The 11,591-nt window shown below is 32.9% G+C and carries 10 protein-coding genes; 3 read left to right on the forward strand and 7 right to left on the reverse strand.

Annotation, left to right across the window (positions count from 1 at the left end):
- Positions 1–147: 147 nt before the first annotated feature.
- Entirely contained in the window at positions 148–468 is a 321-nt protein-coding gene (locus tag B8T70_RS14210) for a YbaB/EbfC family nucleoid-associated protein (RefSeq protein ID WP_039115062.1), read from the reverse strand.
- A gap of 137 nt (positions 469–605) precedes the next feature.
- On the opposite strand from B8T70_RS14210, the gene B8T70_RS14215 reads away from it, so the two are divergent.
- Together B8T70_RS14215 and B8T70_RS14220 are read left to right on the forward strand one after the other, a co-directional pair.
- Entirely contained in the window at positions 606–2,666 is a 2,061-nt protein-coding gene (locus B8T70_RS14215) for a S9 family peptidase (protein WP_086895264.1), read from the forward strand.
- Between the two features lie 71 nt (positions 2,667–2,737).
- Positions 2,738–3,778: a PLP-dependent cysteine synthase family protein gene (locus tag B8T70_RS14220; protein ID WP_039115060.1), complete on the forward strand. Its 1,041-nt coding sequence runs from the start codon at positions 2,738–2,740 to the stop codon at positions 3,776–3,778.
- A gap of 69 nt (positions 3,779–3,847) precedes the next feature.
- On the opposite strand, the gene nfi is transcribed toward B8T70_RS14220, so the two are convergent.
- The 6 genes from nfi to gcvT form a co-directional block, all read right to left on the reverse strand.
- Positions 3,848–4,528 carry a deoxyribonuclease V gene (gene nfi / locus B8T70_RS14225; protein ID WP_086895265.1) on the reverse strand — a complete coding sequence of 227 codons (681 nt, stop codon included), beginning with the start codon at positions 4,526–4,528 and terminating at the stop codon, positions 3,848–3,850.
- A 7-nt stretch (positions 4,529–4,535) separates the two neighbouring features.
- Positions 4,536–5,030: a hypothetical protein gene (locus B8T70_RS14230; protein WP_039115056.1), complete on the reverse strand. Its 495-nt coding sequence runs from the start codon at positions 5,028–5,030 to the stop codon at positions 4,536–4,538.
- Between the two features lie 8 nt (positions 5,031–5,038).
- Positions 5,039–5,635 (reverse strand): hypothetical protein, encoded by a 597-nt coding sequence (locus B8T70_RS14235; RefSeq protein WP_086895266.1) that lies wholly within the window; start codon positions 5,633–5,635, stop codon positions 5,039–5,041.
- 284 nt (positions 5,636–5,919) lie between these two features.
- A complete protein-coding gene (locus B8T70_RS14240; protein WP_035621292.1) occupies positions 5,920–6,633 on the reverse strand; it encodes a YebC/PmpR family DNA-binding transcriptional regulator in 714 nt (237 codons plus the stop codon).
- A gap of 222 nt (positions 6,634–6,855) precedes the next feature.
- The gene (locus B8T70_RS14245; RefSeq protein WP_086895267.1) at positions 6,856–8,886 is read right to left on the reverse strand and encodes a S41 family peptidase; all 2,031 of its coding nucleotides are present in this window, start codon (positions 8,884–8,886) and stop codon (positions 6,856–6,858) included.
- A gap of 89 nt (positions 8,887–8,975) precedes the next feature.
- Positions 8,976–10,058, reverse strand: a complete 1,083-nt coding sequence (gcvT, locus tag B8T70_RS14250) for a glycine cleavage system aminomethyltransferase GcvT (protein ID WP_086895268.1) — start codon at positions 10,056–10,058, stop codon at positions 8,976–8,978.
- Between the two features lie 233 nt (positions 10,059–10,291).
- Here gcvT and B8T70_RS14255 point away from each other — a divergent pair, with 233 nt between their 5' ends.
- Entirely contained in the window at positions 10,292–11,137 is an 846-nt protein-coding gene (locus tag B8T70_RS14255) for an NAD(P)H-hydrate dehydratase (protein WP_086895269.1), read from the forward strand.
- Positions 11,138–11,591: the final 454 nt, after the last annotated feature.

Below are 11,591 nucleotides of genomic sequence, written 5' to 3' on the forward strand. Positions count from 1 at the left end.
GTTTACTAATTGGTGTAAAATATTTGAGTCTCTGAATTTTTTTATCTATTCTGTTAAGTTTTAAAAGTCTTAGAAATAAAAAAGGTTCAAAGTTTACTAATGATGTAAAACCTTTGAACCTTTGTAGCTTTTTTTAACCTTTGTACCTTACTTAAACAAATCATCCATTCCAGGAATCATTGGCATATCCATTTTTGCGACAGCATCAAGCTCGGTTTGGTTAACATCTGTAGCTTTTTCTATTGCTTTATTTAATGTTACAATCAGGTAATCTTCTAATTGCTCTTTATCTTCTAATAAAGAATCAGCAATTGTAATTGATTTTATTTTTCGGTTAGCTGTCAAAGTAACTTTTAATAATCCATCAGCACTTTGTTCATCTATTAAAACCGTATCTAATCGTTTCTTTGTATCTTCAATTTTTTGTTGGGTTTCTTTAAGTTTTCCCATCATTCCCATTAAATCCATTTTCGGTTGTTTTTAAATTATGGAACGAAATTACTAATTCAAATTTAAATTCAAGTGTTAATTAGATAAAAAAGCATTTAGTTACCCGTTCGTTTATGTTATTTTTGTACTTTCATTTTAAAATTAAAATCCAAAAAATGCCAAATAAAATTGCTGCCCCCATAGCTAAAGAAATTCCTAAGTCATTAAAGAAACATAAAGAAGTTAGAATTGATAATTATTTTTGGCTGAATGATAGAGAAAATCCTGAAGTTATTGACTATCTAAATCAAGAGAATGCTTACTACGAAAGTATGACAGCGCATACTAAAGATCTACAGAAAGCATTATATGAGGAGATGAAAGCCAGGATTAAGGAAGATGATGAGTCGGTTCCTTATTTTTATAATGGATATTTTTATATTACTCGTTTTGAAACGGGCAAAGATTACCCAATTTATTCTCGTAAAAAAGGAAGCTTAACTGCCGATGAAGAAATCTTATTTAATTGTAATGAGTTATCGGTAGGACATAATTACTTTAAATTAGGTGGATTGAGTATAAGTCCTGATAATAAATTTGTGTCTTTTGCGCAGGATTTAGTCGGAAGAAGAATCTATACCATTCAGATAAAAAATTTAGAAACTGGCGAAATTCTTTCGGATAAAATAGAAAATGCAACTGGAAGTTCAGTTTGGGCAAATGATAACAAAACTATGTTTTATACAAAACAAGATGAGGTTACATTGCGTGCTGATAAAGTTTTTAAACATAAATTAAATACAGATTCTATAAATGATGTTTTGGTTTTTGAAGAAACTGATGATACTTTTAATGTTTCTGTAGGTAAAGAGAAATCCCGTAAATATATTGTAATTAGTTCAGGAAGTACACTTACTACCGAATATAGAACACTAAATTCTGATAATCCAGATGGAGAGTTTGTTGTTTTTCAGCCTCGTGTTCGCGGTTTAGAATACAGTATTTCGCATTTTGAAGACCATTTTTACATTCTGACCAATAAAGACAAGGCGACGAACTTTAAGTTGATGAAAACGCCTGAAAATGCTACTGGAAAGAAAAACTGGAAAGATCTTATTCCGCATAGAGAAGATGTTTTATTAGAAGACATTGAAATTTTCAAGAATTATTTAGTTGTAGAGGAACGTTCGAATGGTTTAAACCACATCCGAATCATGCCTTGGAATGGGGAACCAGATTATTATTTGCCTTTTGGCAGTGAGACCTACAGTGCTTATACCACAACAAATATTGATTTTGACACGGATATTTTACGTTATGGCTATCAATCGTTAGCAACACCATCTTCGGTTATCGATTTTAATATGAAAACGAAAACCAAAGAAATCCTAAAAGAACAACAAGTTCTAGGAGGGAAGTTTGATAAGGATAACTATATCGAAGAACGTATTTGGGCTACTGCTACAGATGGTGTAAAAGTGCCAATTTCTATGGTTTACCGTAAAGGATTGGAGAAAAATGGTAAAAACCCGTTATTACTTTATGCATACGGATCATACGGAATTACAATGGATACTTATTTCTCTTCAACACGATTATCATTACTAGATAGAGGTTTTGTTTTTGCAATAGCACATATTCGTGGAGGAGAAGATTTAGGAAGACAATGGTATGAAGATGGGAAATTATTGAAAAAGAAGAATACTTTTACAGATTTTATAGATTGCTCTAAACACGTAATTGAGCAAAAATATACTTCACCAGAACATTTATATGCCGAAGGAGGCTCTGCAGGCGGGCTTTTAATGGGTGTTATTGTAAATTGGGCACCCGAATTATATAACGGTGTAATTGCTCAAGTACCATTTGTAGATGTCATGACCACAATGTTAGATAGTAGTATTCCGTTAACTACTGGAGAGTATGATGAGTGGGGAAATCCTAATACAAAGAAATATTATGATTATATGTTGTCTTATTCACCATATGATAACATAAGTGCTCAAAAATACCCTAATATGTACATTTCTACTGGTTTACATGATTCTCAGGTGCAATATTGGGAACCTGCTAAATGGGTAGCTAAATTAAGAAATAAAAAAACTAATAATAATTTATTATTCCTTCATACAAACATGGATGCGGGTCATGGCGGTGCTTCCGGGCGTTTTGAAGCCCTAAAGGAACTTGCCAAAGAGTTTAGTTTTTTATTAGATTTAGAGAAAATTAAAAGGTAATTAGAATTTTTTTGTTAAATTTGCAACCTGTCGAGGTTAATTTAAAAATACCCTCGATTAACTATTTTTTTATGAAAGAAGAAATAACTGCTTACAACAACGTTTTAGAACTAATAGGCAATACACCGCTTATTAAACTAAATAAAATCACTGAAGAGTTAGAAGGCAATTTCTACGCAAAGGTAGAAGCTTTTAATCCGGGACATTCCTCAAAAGATAGAATCGCATTATATATTATTGAAGAGGCCGAAAAGAAAGGAATTTTATCTCCAGGAGATACAATTATAGAAACTACTTCGGGCAATACAGGTTTTAGCTTAGCAATGGTAAGCATTATAAAAGGATATAATTGCATTCTAGCTGTTAGCTCAAAATCATCCAAAGACAAAATCGATATGTTACGAAGTCTAGGAGCCAAAGTATACGTTTGCCCAGCGCACGTTTCTGCAGATGATGAGCGTTCTTATTATAATGTTGCCAAGAGACTACATGAAGAGACCAAAGGTTCGGTTTATATTAATCAATATTTTAATCAATTAAATGTTGATGCACATTATAACACTACAGGACCAGAAATTTGGGAACAAACCAAAGGTCAGATTACACACCTTGTAGCCTGTAGCGGAACTGGAGGAACAATCTCGGGAACTGCAAAATACTTAAAGGAACAAAACCCAAACATTCGAATTCTAGGAGTTGATGCTTTTGGATCGGTATTAAAAAAATACCACGAAACAAGAGAATTCGATAATAAAGAAATTTATCCATACCGCATAGAAGGTTTAGGTAAAAATCTTATCCCTTCGGCTACAGACTTTGATATCATCGATAAATTTATAAAAGTTACCGATGAAGAAAGTGCTCACTCAGCCAGAGAAATTACCAGAAAAGAAGGTTTATTTGTAGGATATACATCTGGAGCGGTAATGCAAGCGATCAAACAATATGCAGAAGAAGGTGAGTTTACAAAAGACAGCAATATAATTGCAATATTTCCTGATCACGGTTCACGTTACATGAGTAAAGTATTTAGCGATGATTGGATGAATGAACAAGGTTTCTTTGACAGTGTCAATGAAGAAGAAGTTCAAAAAATTGAATTTGTAAAATAGATAAAATATTATTTTCTATATATAGAAAACTCCAGAGATATCTGGAGTTTTTTTGTTTTTGAGAGTTGATTACTTATTTTTTAAAAGAGAATTCACTAAATGATCAGCTTGTCTAGTTGTTTCAGGAAGCCTATAATCAGGTGTTAATTTTAATACCCAATTTATGGCCGTTTCAAGAGAGATTTTATGTCCTATTGATACATACATAGGATTTGTGTTATCCTGTGTTCGGAGTGTCTTACCAACCAGAACATTATTGTAAATTAGTTCTTGAGTATCTCCTCTTTTTTGTCCTAATAAAGTTTTATCATAACTGCCAACCAATCTTTTTTTAGCACATCCAATTGTTGGTATATCTAATTCTATTCCTAGATGGGTTGCCATACCAACTCCTTTAGGATGGGCAATTCCTTGAGCATCACAAACAATCAAATCTGGTTTTATTGTAAGTTTTTTAAAAGCTTCTATTAAGGGAGGAATTTCTCTAAAGGAAAATAAACCTGGAACATAAGGAAAAGTAATTTCCATTTCATGGAAAGCCTGTTCAACTACTTCGTAAGTCTGCGCATTTAAAACTACTATGGCACCAATCATTTTATCTGAGCCATCATTGTATGCAACATCTACTCCTGCAATATATTTAATTATCTCTGGTAATTGATCTTGTTTAATTACTTTATCACGGAGGTTATTCTGTAAATCGTAATATTGCTTAAACTCCTGTTGTTCTTCAAATAATTTATTCTTCATAATTTATTTAATAAGGTAGATCTACTCGACAACCTACTAATGTAGTATTTAAAAAATCAACAAAATAAAATGTATATGGAGCATAACATTCTACATAATCAGAATGGAATAGTTGGTAACACAATGAATAATTAAAGCCAATTTTATTATAAAGCGTATTAAAAGATCTCCCCGGTTCTTTATAATATATTGTGTTAAACTCAAATCTAAATTTATCTAAATGATTAGAATATTCTGAATCAATTATTTGATTAAACGGAATCAATATTTTTTTTGCAATAACATCTAATTGATCACTTAAATTTTCTTCTAGAAATGATAAAAATTCTGGAATTTGAGTTTCATTAAATTGCTTGTTTACAAATTCTTTTAATTGTATTTCTATTCGAAATTTAAATAAATAATTTTTACTTTTTAAAGTAATTAATTCTTTACTTATCCAAGAATCTTCACTAGTATGATAAAAAAACTCAAAATCCTTATTATTAAATGTAACTGTCATATTATAATTTATTTACCTTCTAAAACTTTTACACCAAAAGAAATATGAAAACAGCATGGGCATCTTTGCATTACATTATCTCCATTACTTCTTATAAACATTTCAAACTCAGATAATGATTGCTCAGTAGCTTTGTTCCCTAGTTTATATAAAGCAGTACTTAAAGCCCTTATTTCTCCATGAAAACCAGCACGTCCTGCTCTTGTAAGTTTGTCTAATTTATCAATATCTAAAAGTCTATTTGCAAGTTCTGGATTTGTAACATTGCCTGTTAAACCAATAACACTATTTCTAATAAAATTCATATACTTTATTAGATCTCTCAATAATGGATGACATCCAGTTGAAAGAAATAAATCTTCTTCTGATTTTTCTGATTTTTTGAAATTATATCCTAACAAAACTTCACCTCCAAAACTTTGATGTGTTACTTCAACAACTACTTGTTCTTGGTTTGATGGAGGATTGGCTTCCATTACTTTTTTAACTAAATTCCCTAGGTATCCCGACGGATGTTTATCAGCAACGTTTTTACAAGATTGAAATTGACCTTCATCTGTAATATACTTTCTGCCTTTGAATTCAATATTGAATCTTTTCCACAAATCTAGTGAACTTACTTCAAAATTTTTGATTACTTCTATCCAAGTTTTACAATGAAAACTAAATATTAAGCTGAATAAGCGTTGATATTAATGATTTGAGGCTAGAGTGTTTTTTTTGTAGATAAATCAGCAGCAGAGCTTTATAAAGGTCTTAGATAGCGAGTATTGTTGAGGTTGTGAATTAATAGACAGAAAATAATGGCTAATAAATAGCTCTATATGTTCAGTAAACAAAAAAAACTCCAGATTTCTCTGAAGTTTAGTATATAGTATAAAAGTGAAAATTACTCTTCTTTCATCGTATGATATACGTTCATAACGTCATCATCTTCTTCAATTTTTTCGATAAGTTTCTCTACATCTGCAATTTGAGCTTCGGTAAGTTCTTTCGTAATTTGTGGAATACGTTCAAAACCAGAAGATAAAATTTCAAGTCCTCTGTTTTCTAATTCTTTTTGGATAGTTCCAAAACTTCCAAAAGGAGCATAAATTAAAATTCCGTCTTCATCTTCAAAAACCTCTTCAGCACCAAAATCGATTAATTCTAATTCTAATTCCTCAGGATCAAGATTACCTTTAGGGATTCGGAAATTACAAGTATGGTCAAACATAAATTCAACCGAACCTTGCGTTCCCATAGTTCCGTTACATTTGTTAAAGTAACTACGAATATTGGCTACAGTACGATTATTGTTATCAGATGCAGTTTCTATTAATATTGCAATTCCGTGAGGAGCATAACCTTCAAATAAAATTTCTTTATAGTTGGCAGTATCTTTATTGCTGGCATTTTTTATAGCGCGCTCAACGTTGTCTTTAGGCATGTTGGCTGCTTTGGCATTTTGTATAACCGCTCTTAGTCTAGAGTTGGCATCCGGATTAGGACCACCTTCTTTAACGGCCATTACGATATCTTTACCAATACGGGTAAATGTTTTGGCCATTGCCGACCAACGTTTCATTTTTCTACCTTTTCTAAATTCAAACGCTCTTCCCATTGCTAATTTTTTATTTTGAGTTGCAAAAATACAGTTATTAGTTATTTTACAAAAACAAACACTATGTTTTTTTTGGTGAAATGTAAACTGGTGACAGTAAAATGTAAATTGAGAATATATACTACATTGTAAGTAGTCAATAATTTCAGTATTCAGTTTTAAACTGGCACCGAATACAGAGACTAAACACTGCCACTGAATACTGTAAACCGAGACCGAATACTAATTAGCTGCATTAAAATCATTAATAATATTTACAGCCTCATTTAAGTACGGATTAGTTTTAAGATTATTAATTTGATATTGATTCATAACTTTTTCGGTAGGATAAATACCTAGCAGAAATTGGTTAACGGTCGAATTATAAATCTCAAGTGGACTATTCTTGCTATTAAAAGCGTTTATTTCTTCCCACAAAATACTTCTTGATTTTTTCTGATTAAAAACAGCATCCAAAGTCATCGGAATTTCAGTTTGAGGAATATTAATAAGCTGGTCTATTTTTTGATTTATCTGGATAATATTATTAAAATAATCACTCGCAGCAACCCTAATACTACTATCATCTGCTAAGCTATTTATAAGACTTCTTTTTACATAAGGTCTAAATCTTAAAACAGGAACAATACTATCGTTTTTAATTGCCGTAGGGAAATTTTTCTCCTTCTGGATAATGTTTTCGTAAAACTCAGGAAGAACCACATCGGGAGTTATACCTATATATTGGTGACTCTTTCCTGTTATCCTGTAAAATTTATTGATAGTTATTTTCAGGAAGTCGGTGTTTTTTTTCTCATCCAGAGATTGTATAGTTTGCATTGTAGCTTTTCCTAGCGTAGTACTACCCAATAATAATGCTCTGTTATAATCCTGCATAATTGCAGCAAAGAACTCACTAGCCGAAGCCGTGTTGCCATTTACCAATACCACAACAATACCTTTATAAAGCATACCTTTATAAGGATCATTTATAACCGATTGTTCCTTTTTATTATCAACCACAATCGAGATAGGGCCGCTATCTATAAACATTCCGGCTAGTTTTATGGCTTCCTCCATAGATCCGCCACCATTATCTATTAAATCGATAACCAGACCTTTAATATTGTCTTTTTGTAGCTTAATAATTTCTTTCGCAGTATCATCAGCACAACCTTTTCCGCTATTTCCTTCTAAATCTGCATAAAAACTAGGGATTTTTATATAACCAATCTTACTTTCTTTACCAATTATAAAGCTAAAAACAGAGTTTTCTTCATCCTTCATAATTTGTTTCTCGATGCTCACTTCAAAACTTTTCCCAGAATTTCTTTTAAGAGTCAGAATGATAGTTTTATTCAACTCAGATAAAATCATGGTCGAAATAGATTCAAGCGTGGCACACGAAACCTTTAAAGTTTCTTTTTGGTTAGAGATAGAGATAATTTGATCTCCCTTTTTTATCTGACCAGTTTTAAAAGCAGGACCATTAGGGTCTAATTCATCTACAATAATCTCATTTTTTTCATTCAAATTCACATTTAAACCCAGAGATAAATGCTCTTTGGATAAAGAAGCTACAAAACTAGATTTTGAATCATCGCTAAAATAGGCAGTATGAGGATCAAAATACGTACAGAAATAGTTATATAGTTTTTCTTGAGGATTTTTTCCCGATTGCAAAAGCGTATTAATTCGGCATATTTCGTTATCAAGAACAGTTTTTTTATGAATCGGTTCAAGAGAAGCGAAATTCGCTTTAAGCGAGTCCAGATTAGAACTTATTTCAGAGATTTCATCCAGAATTTCGTAGCGCATTTTTTTACGCCAAACCTTCTCAATTTCGGTTTCCTTCATATATACGGGAAAAGATTTTTTGTAAAATCGAATCGTATCTTTCGCAGAATAATCAATAGGTTGAGTCAGGATTTTTTCTAAGGCAGCTTTGTTTCTTATAAGACCATTACGATATTTAGTAACAATATCATTCAGGAAACTACAATCTTTATTCAAAATAAGATTGTCAATATTTAAGCGGTATTTTTTGGCAAGCGCATCGTATTCCGATTTCAGGAAAATATTTCGGGAAGGGTCAAGGTCATCGATAAAGTTATCAAAAACAAAAACCGATAGACTATCATCTACCGGTTTTGGCTGAATATGCTCGCTTTGAATAAGCGCATTTATTTTAGTTAATATTTCACATGTAGAGTCACTATTTTGACCAAACAGAGAGAAACCAACAAGCAGAAATACTAATGAAAATTTTTTCATAAATCGGGTATCAACATTTAAACTAAAATTACGCTAATTTTTTTTATAAAAAGAGTATAATCTCACTAAAATATTGATGCCAGAAAGTATTATTTCTTATAGAAAGGTAATTTTACCACTTTCGCAGGAACATCATTTTTTCTAATTCTAATAAAGATATCGCTATCTACAGCACTGTTTGAGATAGTTACGTATCCTAACCCAATACCAATACCCATAGATGGAGACATAGTTCCAGATGTTACCACCCCGATTACATTTCCAGAACCATCAACAATTTCATAATCTTGTCTAGGTACAGCACGTTCCTGCATCTCAAAACCAACAAGTTTTTTAGTAACACCAGCTTCTTTTTGTTTTTTCAGGTTCTCAGAGTTCGTAAAATCTTTAGTAAACTTTGTAATCCAACCCAATCCAGCCTCAAGAGGCGAAGTAGTATCGTTAATATCATTTCCGTATAAACAGAAACCCATTTCTAGACGCAACGTATCACGAGCCGCTAATCCTATTGGCTTAATACCAAAAGCAGCACCAGCTTCAAACACTTTATTCCAGATAAGTTCAACCTCATCATTTTTGCAATAAATCTCAAAACCACCAGAACCAGTATAACCTGTAGCCGAAATAATTACATTATCGATTCCTGCAAAAGTACCAATCTCAAAATGGTAATAAGGAATAGCCGATAAATCAACCGAAGTCAAACTTTGCATAGCCTCAACAGCTTTAGGCCCTTGTATTGCTAACAAAGAATAATCATCCGATAGGTTTTTCATATCCACACCCAAATCATTGTGCGAAGAAATCCAATTCCAGTCCTTATCAATATTCGAAGCATTTACAACAAGTAAATACTCTTCATCTTTCATTTTATAAATAATCAAATCATCTACAATTCCGCCATCATTATTAGGTAAGCAAGAATATTGAGCTCTACCAATAGTAAGCGCCGATGCATCATTCGAAGTTACTTTCTGAATCAAAGCCAAAGCATTTGGACCAGATAATAAAAATTCTCCCATGTGCGAAACGTCAAAAACGCCCACACTACTACGAACCGTCTCGTGTTCAGCATTTACACCCTCGTATAAAATAGGCATATTATAACCAGCAAAAGGTAGCATTTTCGCTCCCAAACCCTCATGTATGTGCGTTAGCGCAGTATTTTTCATTGTGTGTGTTTATAAAAGTTAATCGCAAATTTATTCAAAAAATGTTGTAAACAAGTACTCAAAATTATAAAAATCGCAAAAATTAGTAGCTGTTTCCTGCTATTCGCTATATCTTTATGTCCGCCGCGGCGGAACATAAAGGATGCCGCTATTATCAGGGCTAGAGCTTACCAGGTAATATTAATGATTTTTGAATCATGGTTTTTTGTAATTTTAATAAAAATACCCATTTCATGAAAATACCCATTCTCATAACCCAAGCCGAGATTCAACAGATTTACAAGCCTATAAATCCCAAAACACACAAAGGAATACAAGGACATGCAGCAATAATTGCAGGAAGTTATGGCAAGATAGGAGCAGCTGTTTTAGCATCCAAAGCCTGTATAAAATCAGGCTGCGGACTCGTAACGACACACATTCCAAAATGTGGCTACGAAATCCTCCAATCTACAATTCCCGAAGTTATGGTGGTAACCACAACACATGAAAAATACATATCCGAAATCATATTCGATATAAAATCACAAGCCATAGGAATAGGCCCAGGAATAGGGCAGGAATCCAACACACAAAAAGCATTTTATGAGTTTTTAAAAACAAATAAAACTCCACTAGTTATCGATGCCGATGCACTAAATATCCTATCACAGAATAAAGCTTGGTATGATTTGCTACAACCAGATACCATACTGACGCCACATCCGAAAGAACTAGAACGCTTAATAGGAAACTGGACTTCTGACAGCGAAAAATTTGAAAAAACAATAGAATTTTCCAAACAATATAAAGTAATCATAGTCATGAAAGGCGCGCCAACACATATCGTAAACGGCGAATCTATTTACCAAAATACCACAGGAAATGCAGCATTGGCAACAGCAGGAAGCGGAGATGTCCTAACCGGAATAATCACAAGTTTACTGGCGCAAGGGTATTTACCAATTCAAGCTGCTCAATTAGGAGTTTACATACACGGTTTAACCGCAGATATTGCCTTACCCGAAACAGGATATCAGTCATTTATAGCATCCGATATTATTACAAATCTTGGGAAAGCGTTTTTGACATTAGATTAGTTAGATTTTTAGACTTCTTAGAGACAAGACTTAAAGAATCAGGATTTTAAGATTTATTGTATGTTACTCAGTTTGTCCTTCTGAGCGTCCCGAAACTTCGGGAGAAGAACCACAATATAATTCTGAAAAGATAAACGCACGCAATGTAGAGACGCACCGCAGTGCGTCTCCCGTAATATATTCCACAATATATTCCACAAACTAAGCCGTAAAACAAACCAAACCAGAGAAAAAATTCTGCCGAATCTGCGTGAACCAAAATTAACATAACGCTTAAATATATTGTGGGAGACGCACTGCGGTGCGCCTCTACAGACGTGGCGTGATAACTGTTGTGTTTAAATTCTACTAAAGGATAATAACCAGAGAAAAAATTCTGCCGAATCTGCGTGAACCAAAATTAACGTAACGCTTAAATATATTGAGGGAGACGCACTGCGGTGCGTCTCTACAG

The sequence above is a fragment of the Flavobacterium sp. AJR genome, assembly GCF_002156885.1.
Classification (GTDB): domain Bacteria; phylum Bacteroidota; class Bacteroidia; order Flavobacteriales; family Flavobacteriaceae; genus Flavobacterium.